This window comes from Streptomyces sp. YGL11-2 (genome assembly GCF_050054615.1).
Taxonomy (GTDB): domain Bacteria; phylum Actinomycetota; class Actinomycetes; order Streptomycetales; family Streptomycetaceae; genus Streptomyces.
Window position 1 is genome coordinate 87,078 of the sequence record NZ_JBNHIN010000007.1, and the last position, 17,614, is coordinate 104,691.

Below are 17,614 nucleotides of genomic sequence, written 5' to 3' on the forward strand. Positions count from 1 at the left end.
CGACGGCCGGGGCCTCTCCTGTGGGGGGTGGCGGCCCCGGCCGTCCCTCGTATCCCGCCTCCGGCCCTTCTGCCCGGAGCGCTCACACCCGGTTCGCCAGCGTCTTGAAGCCCGCCCAGGACAGCGCGGGGGTCCGCGGGTCCCAGGTCTTCTGCGCCAGCGCCGCCAGCGGCAGCCGGATCCCGTCCGCGATCTGTTGCGAGCTCTGCGCGTCCGCGTGGTCGCACCAGACCGCGAACCGCCCGCCCGGGATCCGGTCGGGTCCGGTCTGGCCGGCCGGCACGGACACCGGGGAGGTCCCGCGCAGCACCCTCGGGGTCCAGCTCTCGTAGATCCGCTGACCGGTCGGATAGAGGAAGTTGTTGGGCTCGCCGAGCACGTAGTAGAGGTACTCGTCATTGGCGTTCAGCACGGTGCGGCCCTCGTTCAGGTACTCGGCCGGGTCGCGGGCGCCGATCTCCTTGCCGGTCCAGTAGACGGCCGTGCGGTTCTTGTCCGCGGTCACCTTGCCGCCGGCGAAGAAGCCGTCGTTCCAGGCTTCGATCCGGCTCTTGCCGGCCGCCTCGACGGTCTTCTGCCGGTCGTTGAGCCAGCCGGTCGCCAGGTCCTTGAGGGTGGCGCCGGACCCGTACTTGTCCTGCGCGGCCCGGGCCAGCTGCGGGAACGACGACGCCGGGTCGCTGACCGTCAGCGCCTGGTACTCGTCACCGCCCAGGTGCCAGTACGGACCCGGGAAGAGCCGGGCGAACTCCTTCAGCAGCGAGTCGATCAGCTCCCCGGACTTCGGATTGGAGATGTCGATCGCACCGCGCACCACCCTGCCGGAGGCGCTGCGCAGCCGGAGGTCGGGATAGTGGTCCAGCACGGCGCCGAGGTGGCCGGGCGAGTCGATCTCCGGGATGAGCGTGACGTGCAGGCTCTGCCCGACCTTCACCAGGTGGCGGACCTCGTCCTTGGTCAGATGGTCCCCGGAGACGATCTCGGGGTGGCTGTCGCTCTGGATGCGGAAGCCCTGGTCGTCGGAGAAGTGCAGCTGGAGCTGGTTCAACTTGAGGTCGGCGAGCTGCCGGATGCGGGCCTCGATCCAGGCCGCGGTGAACGGCTTGCGGGCGTTGTCCAGCATCATCCCGCGCTGCGGGCGGTCCGGGCGGTCGTTGATGGTGCCCTCGGGGAGCCCGCCGGCCGTGCGGACGGCCTGCTTGACGGTGCGGGTGCCGTTGAAGATTCCGGCGTCGGTGGGGGCCGTGAGGGTGAGCCGGGTGCCGCGGGCGGTGAGGGTGTAGGACTCGTCGGCGGTGCTGGTGGGCGGCGCGTTGTCCGGCCGGCCGCCGTCCTTCCCGGTGAGTTTCACCTCGACGTCCCCGGGCCGTACGGTCTGCTCTCCCCACACAACCGGGAGCCCGCCGAGATCCTTGGCCATGAGTTGCGCTTCATCGGCGACGGTGCTCTGCTGCCCGGCTGGCACCACCACCCGGGCCCCCTTGGACGGACGCCAGCCGATTCCGTCGGCCGGACGGAACTCCCGTACGGCCGGGACGATGTGCGGCGGACCGGTCACCTTCGCCCAGCTCGGGGTGGGTGCGGCACGGCCTTCGGGGGCGACGGCACGCCCCGGGGGCTGGGAATCGGCCGCTCCCGAGCAGCCGCCGAGCAGCAGCGCTCCGGCGAGCACCGGGGCGGCCAGCAGCGCGGACCGGGCCGCCGGGCCGCGGCCGCGCCGGGGCTTCCAGGGGGGCGGCGGGGAGGCCGAGGGCCGCGGGAACTGCGGCAGCCGCAACGGGTTCGACATCGTGCAATCCTCACTTTTCGGGGCGAAGGTATTGCCAGGTGTGCGGAACGGGTCGTCCACCGAGCGCGCAAAAGCTCTCTCATCCGGGTGAAAATCGCGCATCCATCGGACAGTGGCCGACAAGCGTCGTTAGCGTGGGTTCACCGTCGCTCACCCCCTTCCAGGGGGCTGCTGGACCGCCGGAAATCCGCCGGGTGCCGCATCGTCGGCCACATCACCGCACCCGCCTCCGCTTCCGTACGTATCAGGCTTTTCGTCCATTTCCGCTCAAGCGCCCCTCCAGCTTCCGTCAGCCACCCGCCCCGCACCCGTCGAACAGACCCCTTCGCATCCGATCTCATCCGTCCGAGGAGCCCACGCTGTCCGGCGACACCCCGGCCGCCCGCCCGATGACGCGGCCTCACCCGCACGTCCAGAGGTGCGGCATACCTTGGCAGAGCCGGATCTCTCCGCCGTCGGCGCACCCCCCGCAGCGCGGTCTCGACCGCTTCAACACCCTCTCCCAGGAAGCGGCGGTGGCCGCCCTGCTGGCCTGCTGCGGCAGCCGCCGCTGGGCCGAGCGGATCGCCGCGCACCGCCCCTACCCGGACCCCGGATCCCTGCTGGCCGCATGCGACGAGGCCAGCTACGACCTCACCCCGACCGAGGTGGCCGGGGCCCTCGCGCGCGAGTCCGCCGCCCCGCTCCCGCGGGCCGGGCGTGGCCCCGGCACCCGTGCCGCCGCCACCGCGCTGCGCGCCGCGCACGCCGAGTACGAGCGCCGCTTCCGCCACGTCTTCACGCTCTGCCTGGACGGCTACGGCGACGAGGAACTGCTGGACCGGACGCTGTACGCCCTGCGCACCCGACTGGGCAACGCACCCGACCAGGAGCGGTCGGTCACCGCGGAGGAATTGCGCCGGCTGGCCCGCGGCCGACTGGCACGACTTGCGGCCGGTTGCCTGTGATATCCCGTTTCGTACTTGTGTGATAGCCCGTTGGTGCCTGTTTGATCACACCTAAGGACCCCCGCGCGAGGAACCGACAGCTCGTCGATACGATGACGAGCGGCCGGTGGACCGTACCCGGCCGGGCCCGACCGACAGAGAAGCCGGCGCGGCCCTAGTCCCCGCTCCCGGAGGGTTCTTCCGTGCCGGCTGGAACGCTGTACCGCGGCCGGGAAGGCATGTGGTCCTGGGTGGCTCACCGAGTCACCGGCGTCCTCATTTTCTTCTTCCTGTTCGTCCACGTCCTCGACACCGCTCTCGTACGCGTCTCCCCCGAGGCGTACGACAACGTCGTTGCGACATACAAGACTCCCATCGTCAACGTGATGGAGTACGGCCTGGTGGCCGCCATCCTCTTCCACGCGCTCAACGGCCTCCGGGTCATCGCCGTGGACTTCTGGTCCAAGGGCCCGAAGTACCAGAAGCAGCTGCTGTGGACCGTTGTCGGTGTCTGGGTCGTGCTGATGGCCGGTGCCTTCTACCCCGTGCTCCAGCACACGCTGCGCACGCTGTTCGGGAGCTGACGCGAGATGTCTGCTGAATCCACGACCGCAGGTGCCACCGCGGCGGGCGCGTCCGACGGCGTCCCGCTCTACGACGTGGACAACCCCGCACCGGTCATCGAGCCGCCACGCAAGCGCACCTCGAAGACCCCGAAGTCGACCCGCACCAACTTCGAGCTGTACGGCTGGCTGTTCATGCGGCTGTCCGGCATCGTGCTCGTCGTCCTGGTCCTCGGCCACCTGCTGATCCAGCTGGTGCTCGACGGCGGCGTCTCCAAGATCGGCTTCGCCTTCGTGGCCGGCCGCTGGGCCTCGCCTTTCTGGCAGGCATGGGACCTGTGCATGCTCTGGCTCGCCATGCTGCACGGCGCCAACGGCCTGCGCACCGTCATCAACGACTACGCGCAGCGGGACACCACCCGCTTCTGGCTGAAGATGCTGCTCTACACCGCCACGGTGTTCACCGTCCTTCTGGGCACGCTGGTGATCTTCACCTTCGACCCGAACATCCGCTAGGCGCCGGGCCACGAGGGACCGAGGTACCAATCCATGAAGATCCACAAGTACGACACCGTCATCGTCGGCGCCGGCGGCGCCGGCATGCGCGCGGCCATCGAGTCGACCAAGCGCAGCCGCACCGCCGTGCTGACGAAGCTCTACCCGACCCGCTCCCACACCGGCGCCGCCCAGGGCGGCATGGCCGCCGCCCTCGCGAACGTCGAGGAGGACAACTGGGAGTGGCACACCTTCGACACGATCAAGGGCGGCGACTACCTGGTCGACCAGGACGCCGCCGAGATCCTCGCGAAGGAGGCCATCGACTCGGTCCTCGACCTGGAGAAGATGGGCCTGCCGTTCAACCGCACCCCGGACGGCACGATCGACCAGCGCCGCTTCGGCGGCCACTCCCGCAACCACGGTGAGGCCCCGGTCCGCCGGTCCTGCTACGCCTCGGACCGCACCGGCCACATGATCCTCCAGACGCTGTACCAGAACTGCGTCAAGGAGGGCGTGGAGTTCTTCAACGAGTTCTACGTGCTCGACCTGCTGCTCCAGGACGTCGACGGCGTCAAGAAGTCCGCGGGCGTCGTCGCGTACGAGCTGGCGACCGGCGAGATCCACGTCTTCCAGGCGAAGGCGATCATCTTCGCGTCCGGCGGCACCGGCAAGTTCTTCAAGGTGACCTCCAACGCGCACACCCTGACCGGTGACGGCCAGGCCGCCGCGTACCGCCGCGGACTGCCGCTGGAGGACATGGAGTTCTTCCAGTTCCACCCGACGGGCATCTGGCGCATGGGCATCCTCCTGACCGAGGGCGCGCGCGGTGAGGGCGGCATCCTCCGCAACAAGGACGGCGAGCGCTTCATGGAGAAGTACGCGCCCGTCATGAAGGACCTCGCCTCGCGTGACGTCGTTTCGCGCTCCATCTACACGGAGATCCGCGAGGGCCGCGGCTGCGGTCCCGACGGCGACCACGTCTACCTGGACCTCACGCACCTGCCGCCGGAGCAGCTGGACGCCAAGCTCCCGGACATCACCGAGTTCGCGCGCACCTACCTCGGTATCGAGCCCTACACGGACCCGATCCCGATCCAGCCGACCGCGCACTACGCCATGGGCGGCATCCCGACCAACGTCGAGGGCGAGGTGCTGGCCGACAACACCACCGTCGTCCCGGGCCTGTACGCCGCCGGCGAGGTCGCCTGTGTCTCCGTGCACGGCGCCAACCGCCTGGGCACCAACTCGCTCCTGGACATCAACGTCTTCGGCCGCCGGGCCGGCATCGCCGCCGCGGAGTACTCGGCCACCGCCGACTACGTCGAGCTGCCCGAGGACCCGGCGCAGCTCGTCGCCGACCAGGTGGAGCGGCTGCGCAACTCCACCGGCACCGAGCGGGTGGCGGAGCTGCGCAAGGAGCTCCAGGAGTGCATGGACGCCAACGTGATGGTGTTCCGCACCGAGCAGACGATCAAGACCGCGGTCGAGAAGATCGCCGAGCTGCGCGAGCGCTACCGGAACGTGGCGATCCAGGACAAGGGCAAGCGGTTCAACACCGACCTGCTGGAGGCCATCGAGCTGGGCAACCTGCTCGACCTGGCCGAGGTCATGGCGGTGTCGGCCCTCGCCCGCAAGGAGTCCCGCGGCGGCCACTACCGCGAGGACTACCCCCACCGCGACGACGTCAACTTCATGCGGCACACCATGGCGTACCGCGAGGTGGGCGCAGACGGCTCCGAGTCGATCCGCCTCGACTACAAGCCGGTCGTGCAGACCCGCTACCAGCCGATGGAGCGTAAGTACTGATGAGCACCCCCACTCTCGACAAGCACTCCGCGGCACTGGACGCGGCCGAGAACGACGCGTCGCACCTGATCAGCGTCACCTTCCGGATCCGCCGGTTCAACCCGGAGGTCGCGGAGGAGGCCAGCTGGCAGGACTTCCGGCTGGAGATCGACCCCAAGGAGCGCGTCCTGGACGCCCTCCACAAGATCAAGTGGGAGCAGGACGGTTCGCTGACCTTCCGGCGCTCCTGCGCCCACGGCATCTGCGGCTCCGACGCCATGCGCATCAACGGCCGCAACCGCCTGGCCTGCAAGACGCTGATCAAGGACATCAACCCCGAGAAGCCGATCACCATCGAGGCCATCAAGGGCCTGACGGTGCTGAAGGACCTTGTCGTCGACATGGAGCCCTTCTTCCAGGCGTACCGGGACGTGATGCCCTTCCTGATCACGACCGGCAACGAGCCGACCCGCGAGCGCCGGCAGTCCGCCGAGGACCGCGAGCGCTTCGACGACACCACCAAGTGCATCCTGTGCGCGGCCTGCACCACCTCGTGCCCCGTGTTCTGGAACGACGGCCAGTACTTCGGCCCGGCGGCGATCGTCAACGCGCACCGCTTCATCTTCGACTCGCGCGACGAGGGCGGCGAGCAGCGGCTCGAAATCCTCAACGACAAGGACGGCGTCTGGCGCTGCCGTACGACCTTCAACTGCACGGACGCCTGCCCGCGCGGTATCGAGGTCACCAAGGCGATCCAGGAAGTCAAGCGGGCGCTGATCACCCGGCGCTTCTGAGCCGACCGGCCCCTGCCGGGGCCACCCGGCCGCCGAGGGCCCCGCTTCCGTACCCACGGGAGCGGGGCCCTTCGTCGTGCGCCGGGCAGAGCGAAGCCCAGGAGCGGGCCCCTTCGCCGTACACCGGGCAGGAGGAAGCCGCCGCCGGATACACCAGCACCGGCGGCAGCTCCCCGTCGGCCAGCGCCACCGGCGCGTCCCGGCAGAAGTACGAGGGGACGAAGACCAGTCCCCGCCCCGCCAGGTGGAGTTCGCGGTCGACCGGGTAGGCGACCTCCAGAACGGGCGGCTGCCAGCGCATCGCCGGACCGAAGGTGCGCAGCATCGCCTCCGCGCCCGCCTCGTCGAGCGCGTGGCGGCGCAACGCCCGGTCCGCGCCGACCTGTTGGGCGATCCGCGGCCAGCCGGGCGCGATCGCGAGATGGTGGTAGGTGCGCAGCCCGCGGGCCAGCCGGCGCAGCGCGGGCGGCTCGCCGTCGGCGATCTCGCGGGCCCAGGGCGGCAGCGGCTGCCCGTGCCGCTCGGCCAGCAGCGCCAGCTCCGCGCGCAGCCGCCGGCGCGGGGTGCTCATCACCGCCTCCAGGCCGGGCTCCACGCCGTACAGGGACGCGAACGGGGTGAGGAAGTCCGGGAAGTAGCCGTGCTGCGGCACCAGCGGCAGGATGCCGCGCAGCGGGCCGGGACCGTGCCGCACGGCGTGCCGGCGCCAGGCCGTGAGCGCCGGGTCGCTGCGGGCCCGCGGGTCGCGCAGCACGTGCAGGCTCAGCACCGTCTCCCACAGCGGATCGGCCCCGTCGGCCACTCGTGTGCAGGCCAGATCCCGTGCCGTGAAATGCACTCTCAGCACGCCGTACCCCCGTCGCTCCCGATGATGGCGCGGTGCGCGCCATGCCGGCGGCTGCTCTGCCCGGCGGGTGTCCGGCGCGCCGCGCCGCTCAGGCCGACCGTAGCGCCATCACGGCCAACGCCCGGTCCTGGACGCGCCGTTCCCGCATGATCTGTGCGTACGCGTCCAGCGCCGCCCGACGCTGCCGCAACTGGTCCATCTCCGCGTCGAGTTGGGCCATCTGCTGCTCGACCACACCGCACGAGAACGCACACGGGGTCAGCCCGGGGCCGCCCTGGGCGCAGGGCAGCAGCGCGCGGACGGCGTCGGTGTTCAGCCCCGTGGCGAGCAGGTCGCGGATCCGGGCGACGGTCTCGACCGACTCGGTGTCGTAGCTGCGGTAGCCGTTCGGGTCGCGGCCGGCCCGCAGCAGCCCGCGCTGCTCGTAGTAACGCAAGGAGCGGGCGCTGGCGCCGGTGCGGCGCGCGAGCTCCCCGATGCGCATCCGATGATCCTCCATGCGGTCCTCTCCCCTGCTGCTCGCGCCGGCGGAACCTGCTGCCGCGGCCGCCGACTTGACCTTGACACCGGTGTCAGGCTGCAACCTCCTTCCCATGACGCAGATTCCCGCACCGCACGGCGCCCCTGCCCCTCTCCCGCCGCTCGCCACGACCGTCGCGGGCCCGGCCGCCGGCCTCGGCGTGCTCCTCGCCCACGGCGCGACCGGCAGCGTCCGGAACAACTACGGCACCCTCATCCCCGCCCTCACCGCCTCCGGCCACCGCGTGGTGGCCCCCGACTACCCGGGTTCCGGCGAAACCCCGCGCGCCACCGGCCCGTTGGAGCTGGACGCGCTGGCCGACGCGGTGGTCGCGCAGGCCACCACGGCGGGCCTGGAGACCTTCACCCTGATCGGCTTCTCCCTGGGCACCGCGGTCTCCGTACGGGCCGCCGCGCGCCACCCCGAGCGGGTGCGCGGCCTCGTCCTGGCCGCCGGCCTGGCGAAGCCGGACGCCCGTGCGCGGGTCTGGCTGGACCTGTGGCTGCGCCTCCTGGACCGGGGCGACCACACCGGCTTCGCACAGGCCCGCGCCCTCAGCGGGTTGGCGCCTGAGTACCTCGGCGCGCTGCCGCCGGCCGAACTGGCGGCGGTCCTGGACCCGGACCCGGCGCTGCCGCCGCGCGGCTCGGCCGAGCAGACGGCCCTCGTCCGGGAGGTGGACACCACCGCCGACCTCCCGGGCATCGCGGTCCCGACCCTGGTCATCGCCACGACGCGGGACGCACTGGTGCACCCCGCCCACTCCCGCTACCTGGCCGACCACATACCGGGAGCCGCCTACGCGGAGATCGAGAGCGGCCATCTGCCGATGGTGGAACGGGGGACGGAGTGGCTGGCGCTGATCACGGACTTCCTCGCCGAGCACGGGCTGTGAGCAGCAACCGGGGCCCGGCCGCCCGGTCGGGCCCCAACGGCCGTGCGGACAGGCCCTGGTGGGCCGGACCCCGGGAACCGACGTCCAGTGGACCCAACCCTGGAACCGGGATCTAGTGGGCCGGGCCCTGGTGCGCGCCCTCCAGGACCTTGTCCAGGAAGGCGTCCAGGTTCCGCACCGTACGAGCGATCCGCTCCTCCAGCGGAAGCGTCTCCTCGTGCCGGCCCGCCAGTTGGGACCGCTTGCGCCCGCGGACGTAGAGGGAGCAGGCGAGATCGGCGCAGAGATACGTCCCCACGGTGTTGCCCTGGCGGCCCGCGGGACCGGCGCGGCGGGCGGCGAGCAGACTGACCCCGGAACCGGGGTGCCCCGTCAGACAGACCGAGCACACCGTCGTCTTGGTGAAGGTCCGCCGCACGCCCTGCGGCACCCGCAGCGTCACACCGATCAGGCCGTCCCCGCGCGGCGCGACCAGATAGCTCCGGTCCGGCGCGCCCGGGTCACGCCACCCCAGGAAGTCCAGGTCCCCCCAGGAGACGTCCGGCAGTGCCGGCAGATTGACCCGGTTCGCCTCACCTTTCGAGCAGTTGACGAAGGACGTGCGTATCGCTTTTTCACCGACGGGGTCCATGGACGCGGAAGCTAGCAGGGCGGCCGGAGCACCGTCTCCCGATTTATCCCCCGCAGGGCGCCGCACGCCGGGTCGACGGCGGCGGCGCCGACTCCTCGGTCTACTCGATGACGCGGGGCGCCACCGTGCGCTCCGGCGCACGGGGCTCCTCGTCCTCGATGAGGTCATCCGGCCGCTGCCCGCCGGTGCGCTCCTTCTCCGCCTTGCCCTTCCCCGGGGCTCCCGCTTCTTCGGCGGCCTTCGCACCGCCGCGGCTGCGGTGGAGTGCGGAGCCGCCCTGCCGGGTGCCGCCCGCCGGACCGCCCGGTGTGCCGGCCGCGCCACCGCGGGCCCGCGCCGGCGCACCGCCGCGTCCGGCGGCCGAACCCGGCGCGCCCGCCCGGCCCTTGGCACCGCCGCCGGCCGGCACCGGCCCGGCACCGGCCGTGCCACCTGCCGCGCCAGCGGGACGCCCGGCGGCGCGGGAACCGGGGGTACGGACCCCGCCCCCGGCGGCGCGGGGGGTGCCGGAGCCCGTACCGGCGCCCGGTATGCCGAGGACGCCCGGCGGAATCGCGCCGGCGGGAAGGCCGCCGACCGGACCGGCGACGGCACCGTGCCCGGCGCCCGGCGTGCCGGTGCCGACCGGACCGACTGCGGCGACCGCGCCGGTGCCGCCGTGCGGCGGGGCGAGGGTGCCACCCTGCACACTGGCCAGCCCGGTGGTCGTCGGCACCTCGGGCCGGCTGACCTTGGGGCCGTCGAACCCGGCCGGCACGGCACCGCCGCCCGCGCCGCCGGGCGCCTGGCGCGCCGGCTGGTGCACCGCGCTGCCGCCCGCCACCGACACGTTCACGGGGGCCGGCGAGGGGCTCGACGAGGGGTGCTTGGGCCAGTCGCCGGCCACGCCCCGCGGGTCGTAGCTCTCCCTGAGGACCTTGGCGTGGCCGTGGTAGTTGGCGGCCAGCTCGTCCATCACGACGACCGCCTCGACCTGGCGCTGCTTGCTCATGGGCAGGCTGCCCCGGTTGAGTTCCAGCGCCGTGCGGGTGTCCATCTTGGGGTTGGCCATGTCCCGCTGGAACTGGCTGTCGTCGCCGGCCTCCAGCTCGCCGCCGGCCGGGCCCGGGTCGTGGATCTTCGCCATGGCCTGCTTGGCCTCGCGCAGGTTGTGGGCGACGCCGTGCTCGGGCCCGGTGCCCCGGGTGCCGACCAGGCTGCGCTCCACGACCCTGGCGTGCGCGTAGGTCCGGTCGATCTTCGCCAGAACCTTGGCCGCCTCCCTGCGGAACGCCTGGGCCGCCGAGCCCTCCCAGTGCGCCGAGGCGTGCTCGACGGCGTCCAGGAAGGACTTCCGGATGCCGCTGTGTCCGTCCTCGCCGCCGATCCCGTCGGCGGCGGAGCGCCAGTGCAGGCCCGACGCGTCGATGGCCGCCGGGTTGGCGCTCTCGACCATCCGCCGGAGCTCGCCGATGGAGCGGTGCTGGAAGTCGGACGGGGAGCGCCGGGTGTGGGCCTGCCCCGCGAGCGACGCGAGCCGCTCCTCCCGCTCCGCCGCCGCGCGCCGCTGCTCCGCCGCCCTGGCGCTGCCGTACTCCTGCCGGGCGTCAGCCACGCCCGCCCCCCTTCGTCGTCACCCTCGCCGCCGCGCCGCCGCGGAGTCAGCCGTTCATGGACTTGGTGGTGTGCTCCAGGTCCTCGTACGCGCCCCGGCTGGCCTCGGTCTTCTCCCCGAACTTGTGGAGCAGCTCCTGGAGCGCCGCGATGACCTGCGACATGTACTCCTGCATGTTGTCGTGGGCGCCGGCGAGTTCCCCCGCCTCCAGGAAATCGATCCCGAACGCCGACTTCGGGATCGTCGTGCTGTACTTCACCTTCTGGCCGGGGTCGTCCATATCGCGCTGAAGGCGCCTGAGCCGGCGTACGACGGTGTCCAGCTCTTCCAGGTCGACCTTGAACTGCTCAGCCATTTCCGCTGCTCTCCCCGTTACCCGCGCGCCCTTCTCGCCCCTTCGCACCGCCTCGCGGAGCCACCACGGTAAGGACACCGTAAAGATAATCCAGATTACGGAGTCAGCGGTCCGAATAGCAAGATCGTAAGTCGTGAACTGTCCGATTCATGGCCATTTACGAATGCCATTGACGGGCAGGTCGTTACCAAGGGGCCGCAGGGCTCCCGCTCCCCCGTTCTCCTCATACCCGCCAGGGAGCGATCCGTAGCGCGGAGACCCCGGCCGCGCCACCCAACCGAGCCGCTCCGCAGGCACGCTGACGGTCCATCAGCCCCCTCGCGGCGCGGGGTGCGGACACCGCGGCGAGCCGCGGCCGACCCCGGAAGTACGCGGCCGGATCACCCGTGGCGCACAGCGCGGAGCCGCCGCCCCGCTCCAGGGATTCCCGGCGAAAGCGCTTCACCCGCACTTCACCCGCACCTCATCAGCACCCCGACGGCAGGGCGCGGAGCCACCGGCCGGATACTGGCAGGGCAAGGCTCCCCGCAGCAGAGGACACATTCCCATGAAGCTCAGCCGCCCCGTCTCCTGGTTCCTGCTCGCCTTCGGCGCTTGGTCGTGGATGGTCTGGGTGACCTTCGTGAAGAATTTGATCAAGGACGCCAGCGGACTGGCCTTCGATCACGGGAATCCCACCGCCTATTTCTGGATCCACCTCACCCTGGCCATCGTGTCGTTCATTCTGGGGACCGCTATTGGCGTTATCGGGCTCCGGGGCCTTCGCGCGCTCCGCCAGGAGTCGGCACAGCAGGCTCCCGCGGAGGGCTGAGCGGGTCCCTCGGGAAGGGGCCGCCGGGGGCGCGACAGCGGGGCGATCGGGGGCGGGCGGGGCCGCGCCGGACGCGGCCCCCACCAGCGGGGTCGCCCGGCCCGTCGGCCGAGAGCCGGCGTCGTTCACCCGAACGGGAACAGCGGAGGACGATCCCCCGCCCTTCCGGACGCACCCGCACGGCGCAGCGACCCCGCCGCGCCTCCCACCCCTCCCCGTCGCACCAGGGGCCCAACTCCCCTCTCCCGACTGCGCGGTTGACCTCGCACACCCGGCTCATACAGGCACTCATACAGGCACTCATACAGGCACTAGTGCAGGCGCTCGTGCAGGCACTTGTCCCTGCACTCGTCCATGGTTGCTCGCCGTGTGGCCGGCCCCTCGCGCGCTCGGCACAGACCGCCTTCCCCACGCCAAGTTCGCCGGCCCGCGCCGCGTCCATGAGTGATTCACATCCCGGACGAACGGCTCAGGGATCCCAACCGGACCACCCGACGTCTTTGAACCTGTGGACTACCTGCCAACCCCGACTGCCGGCCGGCGCCGCACCGGCGACCGCCCGCGCATCGGGCGACGCTCCGGAGGCGTCGGGGCGTGCTGTGGGCCGTCGGGCGTACGTGATGGACCGTCAGGCGCACCCGGCGCACCGCCGGGCGTACGCGGCGGACCGCCGGGCGTACGCGGCGCCGCGAACCGTGTCCAGATGCTCGCCACCGGGCCGCGACACGCACCGTGTCATGCGCTCCGACCTGCTCTTTCGCCCAGTCCCCGCGCTGTGACGGTCAGTTGTTTGTGAAAGGTGAACCAGATGCGCCAACCCCCCACCCCGATGGCGAGCAGGAACCAGGACATGGGGCGAGAGAGCTTCACGGGTTCCCGTACCGGCAGCGGCTCCATCCGGCCGTCGGGAGGGGCACTCTTCCGTGGCATGCGTTCGGTGATGCGGCTCAGGGCGGGTACGTTCACGGACGTGCCGACGACCTTCTCTCCTTCCGCCGCGGGTGCCACCCCCGGTCCCGACTCCGATTCCGCCGCGTCCGGCGGCCGACCGGACTCGTCCGCCACCCCGCGCGCGACCCGGTCCCCGGCGTCGTCCTCGGGTTCTCCCGTACGGGCGGTCGCCGCGCTGGCGACGTCCGCACTGCTGGCCTCACCGCTGCTGGCGGGCACCGCGTACGCCCTCCCCCATGACGGCAGGCAGCCGCCCAAGGCCCCCGTGCCGCCGGCGAAGATGTCGCAGGTCGGCGGGGACCGGCTGGGCCTGCCCGGCGTACAGGTGCAGCCGAAGGCCGGGGCGCCGAAGCTTCCGGGGCCGGAGGAGATCACCGCCCGTTCGTGGATCGTGTCGGACGCCGAGTCCGGGCAGGTGCTGGCCGCCAAGAATCCGCACTGGCAGCTCGCCCCGGCCAGCACGCTGAAGATGCTGTTCGCGGACACCGTGCTGCCGAAATTCCCGAAGACCAAGAAATACACCGTCAAGTCGGCCGACCTGGCGGGAATGGGCGCGGGCAGCAGCCTCGTCGGGATAAAGGAGAACCTCACCTATACCGTCCACGATTTGTGGCTGGGAGTATTTCTGCGGTCCGGAAACGACGCGGTGCACACACTCTCCGCGATGAACGGCGGGACCGCGGCCACGGTCAAGGAGATGCAGCAGCGCGCGAAAGAGCTGAGCGCGACCGATACGCATGTCATCACGCCGGACGGATATGACGCGCCGGGGCAGGTGTCCAGCGCGTACGACCTGAGCCTTTTCGCCCGGACCGGACTCCGGAACGCCGACTTCCGGGAGTACTGCTCCACCGCCAGCGCGCAGTTCCCGGGCGACGAGGGCAAGGACGGAAAGCGGGCGACATTCGGAATCCAGAACACCAACCGGCTGCTCAGCGGGGATTACGACATCAAGCCGTATCCGGGGATCGCCGGGGTGAAGAACGGGTCGACGACGAATGCCGGGTCGACGTTCACCGGTGTCGCCCAACACGGCGACCGCAAGCTCCTGGTCACGGTCATGAACCCGGAGAAGAAGGTCCACAACGAGGCGTACAAAGAGGCCGCCAAGCTCTTCGACTGGGGCTTCGCCGCGGACGGCAAGGTGGACCCGGTCGGCAACCTGGTCGACCCGAAGGGCGCCAACGGCGACAGCAGCGCCAAGGACGACCAGCGGGCGCAAGCCGAGCTGGACTCCGCCGGCGGCACGGGCAGCGCCCTGACCGTGGCCGGGATCGCCGGCGGGGCGCTGGTGCTGCTCGCCGCGGTCGCGATCGCGGTACGGCGGCGCCGGGTGCTGGCGGCGGCCCGCCGGGGCGGCTCCGAGGAGCCCGTGGACACCGGGGACCTTGGCGGTTCCCGGGGCCGCCGGCGGAAGTGAGCCGGCCGGGGCCCAAGCCCGCTCTCCCGCGCGGCGCCGCGGGCGCTACGCGCCGGGGGCGGGCTCCGGCTCCGGCCGCTGGGTCGCCGTCCAGGACGCGCAGAAGACCAGCAGCTTCGCGGTGAAGTTGATCCACAGCAGGAGCGCGATCGGGGTGCCGAACGCGCCGTACATGCTGCGCGCCGCGACGCCCCGCAGATAGCCGCTGAGCAGCAGCTTCAGCAGCTCGAAGCCGATCGCGCCGATGAGGCCGGCGGTGATGACCGCGCGGCGCGGCGGATGGGCGCCGGGGAGCTTGGTCAGCACGTACGCGAGCAGCACGAAGTCGGCGAGCACCGCGATGCAGAAGCCGGCGGCCGTCAGCAGGCCGCCGGCCGCGCCGCCCTCCGGCAGCCCCATCGCCTCGACCGCCCTGCCGACCGCCGCGGTCGCGAAGGCCGAGCAGCCGACCGAGACCAGGGCGACCGCGCCGAGGCCGAGCAGCAGCCCGCCGTCGCGGAGCTTGTCGAGGAAGAAGTTGCCCTTCTCGTCGGGTGCCTCCCATACGGCGCGCAGGCAGTCGCGCAGCGACCGGACCCAGCCGATGCCGGTGAAGAGCAGGATCGCACCGGCGATCAGCCCGACCGTGCCGGCGTTGTCGACCAGTCCGGCGATGTCGAGCTGCCGGGAGATGCCGGGGATCTGCTCGGCGAGCTTGGCCTCCAGCTTGTGCAACTGCCCGTCGGTGAGGGCGGCGGCGCCGATCGCGGCGCCGACGGTGAGCAGCGGGAAGAGCGCGATGAAGCTGGTGAAGGTGATGGCGGCGGCGAGCCGGGTCCAGTGGACCCGGAGCATCCGCGCGTAGGCGCGCCAGAGGTGGGAGGCGAGCAGCCGGTCGACGGCGGGGGCCAGCGCCGGGCCGACGACGGGGAGCCGTGTCAGCCAGGCGAACGGGTTGCCCCCCTCGCCGCCCCCCTGGTCCGCGCCGGGCTCCGGCTCCCCGCCGGACCCGCGGTCACCTCCCCCGCCCCCTCCGCCGTCCCCGTCCCCGTTCCCCCGAACGCCCCGTACGTTCTTCATGCCCGCGTCGCCCTCCCGTGGCAGCTCTCCCGGTCGATCCGGAACACCAGCTTCCGCGTACCCCAGAAGCGCAGGCACGTACCCAGCGCCATGCCGATTCCCGCGCCGGAGACCACATCCGCGCGCGGTGAGGTCAGGCCGAGCAGGTAGTGCGAGACGCCCAGGCAGAGGAGTTGGACCAGGGCGCCGGCCACGTTCACCACGACGAAGACGCCGAACTGCCGCGGGCGGCTGTCGTCCGCGGCGGCACCGCGGTAGGTGCCCACGGCGTTGCCCACGTAGGCGACCAGGCAACCCGCGAGGAACGACAGCGTCTTCGCGCACACCGGGCCGGCACCGGCCGCACCGCGCAGCCACACGAACAGGGCCAGGTCGACGGCGTACGCCGAACCGCCGGCGAGGGCGAACCCGAGCAACTCGCCGCGCAGCCCACGCCGTACGGGGGCGGCGGGCCGGGGGGCGGGGCGGTCGCTCATACGTGCCTTCGTGGAGAGGAGACGTCAGACGTGGGCGACGGCCATCGCGTACACCGCGAGCCAGCCGAGGCCGATGGCGGCCAGGGCGCGGTCGCGGAGGAGGACGTCTTCAGGGGCGTCGGCGGTGCCGCGGTCGGCGAAGACCGCGTAGCGCAGGACGGCGAGGAGGAACGGCACCATCGACAGCTGGCGCCAGGGCAGCAGGCCGGTGTCCGGCCGGTCGTTCTCCAGGGCCCACAGGCAGTACGCGAGCATCGCGCCGCCGGCCGCCAGCTGCCAGACGAAGCGGAGGTAGCCCTCGGTGTACTCGCGCAGCAGGGCCCGGGTTTCGCCCTTGGTGCCGGCCATCCGGACCGCCTCGGAGTAGCGCTTGGCGGCGACCATGAACAGCGCGCCGAACCCCGCGGTGATCAGGAACCAGCGGGAGAGCGGGATGCCGAGCGCCAGTCCGCCGGCCATCGCGCGCATCAGGAAGCCGCTGGTGACGACGGTGAGATCGACGACGAGGACGTGCTTGAGGCGGAAGCAGTAGGCGAGTTGGACCGCGACGTAGACGGCGATCAGCACCGCGGTCGCGGTGTTGCACAGGACGGCGGTGGCGGCGGGGGCGAGCAGGGCGAGCAGTCCGCCGAGGGCGTGGGCGAGTGGGACGGGGACCTCGCCGGCGGCGACCGGGCGGTGGCACTTGTCGGGGTGGGCGCGGTCGGCGGCGGCGTCCCGGGCGTCGTTGATCAGGTAGACAGCGGATGCGGCGGCGGTGAACAGGACGAAGACCAGCGCCAGTTGGCTGAGGGTGTGGAGGCGGAAGAGGCGGCCCGCGGCGGCCGGGGCGGCGGCCACGAGGATGTTCTTGACCCACTGGTGCGGGCGCGCGGTGCGCAGCAGGGCGAACGGCAGGCGCAGCGGGCGCGGCCGGCCGGCCGGCGTGGCTCCCGGGGCGGCGGACGGGTCGGGCTGCCGCGGCTCGTCCTCAAGGAGGGCGGTGCGCTCAGCCATGGGGGCCGCCGTGCGCCGCTCCGCTGCCCGGCGTCCCCGCCCCGGCCGCGTGCATCCATCCCGCGCCCAGCCGCGCGGTGAGCGCGCCGAGGGCGACGCCGGCCGCGATGTCGGTGGGGTAGTGGACGCCGGCCACCACACGGGAGACGCAGACCGCGCCGGCCAGGACGGGCAGCGCGGTGCGCAGCCCGGCGCCGGTCCGCGTACCGGGCGGGGCGAGTCCGCGCAGCGCGACGACCGCCGCGGCGGCGGAGGTGGCGTGTGCGCTGGGGAAGGAGTGGCCGCCCACCGTGCCGACGAGGGGCGGCCGGTCCGGGAGGCGGGGACGGGGGCGGCGGACGGCCTGTTTGACGGCGGCGCCGGCCAGGTGGGCGGCGCCGATCAGGGCGGTGCCGCGCAGCCAGGCGGCGCGCCGGGGTCGGTCGGCGGCGGCGCCCGCGAGTCCGGCGGCGAGCCACAGCGCACCGTGTTCGCCGATACGGGAGAGGGCGCGGGTGGCGGTCGCGATCCGCGGGTTCGTGCCGCAGTCGCGCAGGGCCAGGAGCAGGCGGTGGTCCATCCGGTCTCCATGAGGGCGTCGGCGGGGACGGGGCGTCGGCGGTATGGGGCTCGGCGTAGGGGACGGGTCCCGGCGGTGCGGGTCCCGGCGGTGCGGGTGTCGGCGGCCGGGGGCTCGGCAGGCGGTGGGCGTGGTCCCTTCCGAC

18 protein-coding genes are annotated in these 17,614 nt (G+C 72.4%); 8 read left to right on the forward strand and 10 right to left on the reverse strand.

Going from position 1 to position 17,614, the window contains the following annotated elements; all coding sequences use genetic code 11:
* Positions 1-82: 82 nt before the first annotated feature.
* Complete coding sequence (locus ACO1BR_RS10740; protein WP_426794796.1) at positions 83-1,789, reverse strand: beta-N-acetylhexosaminidase; 1,707 nt, start codon at positions 1,787-1,789, stop codon at positions 83-85.
* Between the two features lie 389 nt (positions 1,790-2,178).
* On the opposite strand from ACO1BR_RS10740, the gene ACO1BR_RS10745 reads away from it, so the two are divergent.
* The 5 genes from ACO1BR_RS10745 (at position 2,179) to ACO1BR_RS10765 (ending at position 6,355) form a co-directional block, all read left to right on the forward strand.
* Positions 2,179-2,736 (forward strand): 2-oxo-4-hydroxy-4-carboxy-5-ureidoimidazoline decarboxylase, encoded by a 558-nt coding sequence (locus tag ACO1BR_RS10745; RefSeq protein ID WP_426794797.1) that lies wholly within the window; start codon positions 2,179-2,181, stop codon positions 2,734-2,736.
* A 182-nt stretch (positions 2,737-2,918) separates the two neighbouring features.
* Positions 2,919-3,299 (forward strand): succinate dehydrogenase, cytochrome b556 subunit, encoded by a 381-nt coding sequence (gene sdhC, locus ACO1BR_RS10750; protein ID WP_159508404.1) that lies wholly within the window; start codon positions 2,919-2,921, stop codon positions 3,297-3,299.
* A 6-nt stretch (positions 3,300-3,305) separates the two neighbouring features.
* On the forward strand, positions 3,306-3,794 hold the full coding sequence (locus ACO1BR_RS10755; protein WP_159508405.1) for a succinate dehydrogenase hydrophobic membrane anchor subunit: 489 nt from the start codon (positions 3,306-3,308) through the stop codon (positions 3,792-3,794).
* Positions 3,795-3,827: 33 nt separating this feature from the next.
* Positions 3,828-5,582: a succinate dehydrogenase flavoprotein subunit gene (gene sdhA, locus ACO1BR_RS10760; protein ID WP_426794798.1), complete on the forward strand. Its 1,755-nt coding sequence runs from the start codon at positions 3,828-3,830 to the stop codon at positions 5,580-5,582.
* A complete protein-coding gene (locus ACO1BR_RS10765; protein WP_426794799.1) occupies positions 5,582-6,355 on the forward strand; it encodes a succinate dehydrogenase iron-sulfur subunit in 774 nt (257 codons plus the stop codon). Before sdhA ends, ACO1BR_RS10765 begins: the two co-directional genes overlap by 1 nt.
* Here the strand turns inward: ACO1BR_RS10765 and ACO1BR_RS10770 are convergent.
* The gene (locus ACO1BR_RS10770; RefSeq protein WP_426794800.1) at positions 6,339-7,202 is read right to left on the reverse strand and encodes a hypothetical protein; all 864 of its coding nucleotides are present in this window, start codon (positions 7,200-7,202) and stop codon (positions 6,339-6,341) included. The two genes, ACO1BR_RS10765 and ACO1BR_RS10770, sit on opposite strands and share 17 nt — an antisense overlap.
* An 88-nt stretch (positions 7,203-7,290) precedes the next feature.
* Entirely contained in the window at positions 7,291-7,686 is a 396-nt protein-coding gene (locus ACO1BR_RS10775; RefSeq protein ID WP_426794801.1) for a MerR family transcriptional regulator, read from the reverse strand.
* 109 nt (positions 7,687-7,795) lie between these two features.
* On the opposite strand from ACO1BR_RS10775, the gene ACO1BR_RS10780 reads away from it, so the two are divergent.
* Positions 7,796-8,617: an alpha/beta fold hydrolase gene (locus ACO1BR_RS10780; protein ID WP_426794802.1), complete on the forward strand. Its 822-nt coding sequence runs from the start codon at positions 7,796-7,798 to the stop codon at positions 8,615-8,617.
* Positions 8,618-8,729: 112 nt separating this feature from the next.
* Here ACO1BR_RS10780 and ACO1BR_RS10785 read toward each other — a convergent pair whose 3' ends face one another.
* From ACO1BR_RS10785 to ACO1BR_RS10795, 3 genes are all read right to left on the reverse strand, one after another.
* Positions 8,730-9,248 carry an FBP domain-containing protein gene (locus tag ACO1BR_RS10785; RefSeq protein ID WP_426794803.1) on the reverse strand — a complete coding sequence of 173 codons (519 nt, stop codon included), beginning with the start codon at positions 9,246-9,248 and terminating at the stop codon, positions 8,730-8,732.
* Positions 9,249-9,348: 100 nt separating this feature from the next.
* Positions 9,349-10,842: a hypothetical protein gene (locus tag ACO1BR_RS10790; protein WP_426794804.1), complete on the reverse strand. Its 1,494-nt coding sequence runs from the start codon at positions 10,840-10,842 to the stop codon at positions 9,349-9,351.
* Between the two features lie 46 nt (positions 10,843-10,888).
* A complete protein-coding gene (locus ACO1BR_RS10795) occupies positions 10,889-11,197 on the reverse strand; it encodes a hypothetical protein (protein WP_426794805.1) in 309 nt (102 codons plus the stop codon).
* 547 nt (positions 11,198-11,744) lie between these two features.
* Between ACO1BR_RS10795 and ACO1BR_RS10800 the strand changes: the two genes are divergently transcribed.
* Together ACO1BR_RS10800 and ACO1BR_RS10805 are read left to right on the forward strand one after the other, a co-directional pair.
* On the forward strand, positions 11,745-12,008 hold the full coding sequence (locus ACO1BR_RS10800) for an SCO4848 family membrane protein (protein ID WP_426794806.1): 264 nt from the start codon (positions 11,745-11,747) through the stop codon (positions 12,006-12,008).
* 928 nt (positions 12,009-12,936) lie between these two features.
* Complete coding sequence (locus ACO1BR_RS10805; protein ID WP_426794932.1) at positions 12,937-14,379, forward strand: D-alanyl-D-alanine carboxypeptidase family protein; 1,443 nt, start codon at positions 12,937-12,939, stop codon at positions 14,377-14,379.
* Between the two features lie 45 nt (positions 14,380-14,424).
* On the opposite strand, the gene ACO1BR_RS10810 is transcribed toward ACO1BR_RS10805, so the two are convergent.
* From ACO1BR_RS10810 to ACO1BR_RS10825, 4 genes are read right to left on the reverse strand one after another with little or no spacing between them, the layout of a single operon-like run.
* Entirely contained in the window at positions 14,425-15,438 is a 1,014-nt protein-coding gene (locus ACO1BR_RS10810; protein ID WP_426794807.1) for a YihY/virulence factor BrkB family protein, read from the reverse strand.
* Positions 15,435-15,914 (reverse strand): GtrA family protein, encoded by a 480-nt coding sequence (locus ACO1BR_RS10815; protein ID WP_426794808.1) that lies wholly within the window; start codon positions 15,912-15,914, stop codon positions 15,435-15,437. Before ACO1BR_RS10815 ends, ACO1BR_RS10810 begins: the two co-directional genes overlap by 4 nt.
* A gap of 24 nt (positions 15,915-15,938) precedes the next feature.
* Positions 15,939-16,910: a decaprenyl-phosphate phosphoribosyltransferase gene (locus tag ACO1BR_RS10820; protein WP_426794809.1), complete on the reverse strand. Its 972-nt coding sequence runs from the start codon at positions 16,908-16,910 to the stop codon at positions 15,939-15,941.
* Positions 16,903-17,469: a phosphatase PAP2 family protein gene (locus tag ACO1BR_RS10825; RefSeq protein WP_426794810.1), complete on the reverse strand. Its 567-nt coding sequence runs from the start codon at positions 17,467-17,469 to the stop codon at positions 16,903-16,905. Before ACO1BR_RS10825 ends, ACO1BR_RS10820 begins: the two co-directional genes overlap by 8 nt.
* Positions 17,470-17,614 lie beyond the last annotated feature (145 nt).